Source organism: Photorhabdus bodei (assembly GCF_003287735.1).
Classification (GTDB): domain Bacteria; phylum Pseudomonadota; class Gammaproteobacteria; order Enterobacterales; family Enterobacteriaceae; genus Photorhabdus; species Photorhabdus kayaii.
This window is the reverse complement of record NZ_NSCM01000184.1, coordinates 1-246: the sequence shown is the minus strand read 5'-3', so window position 1 is coordinate 246 and position 246 is coordinate 1. Positions and strand designations below refer to the sequence as shown.

General features: G+C 45.5%; 1 protein-coding gene. It reads right to left on the bottom strand.

The features are described from left to right. Positions 1-37 precede the first annotated feature (37 nt). Positions 38-246: SymE family type I addiction module toxin (locus CKY02_RS26090; protein ID WP_420899247.1), on the bottom strand; the 209-nt coding region annotated here is incomplete at its 5' end.

Sequence of the window (246 nt, the reverse complement as noted above, 5' to 3'; positions counted from 1 at the left end):
CCATTGTTCGGCGCAGGTTGAAAACATAAAGATTACCTCAAGTCGTGTTTTTTATTGGGATCAATCTATGAGGTAAAAGTTCAATAACGAGGGGGCGGGTTAAAATATTTGTGTAGGAAAGACAGGTATTAAACCCCGCCTGTCTCAGCCACTGTCCCTTAAGATGTATCGCCGGTGTGGCGTTGTTGACCCTGTTCCCGTTCGGTACATAGCCCACCGTGTAATAACGTTCTGTTTTCACGGCTT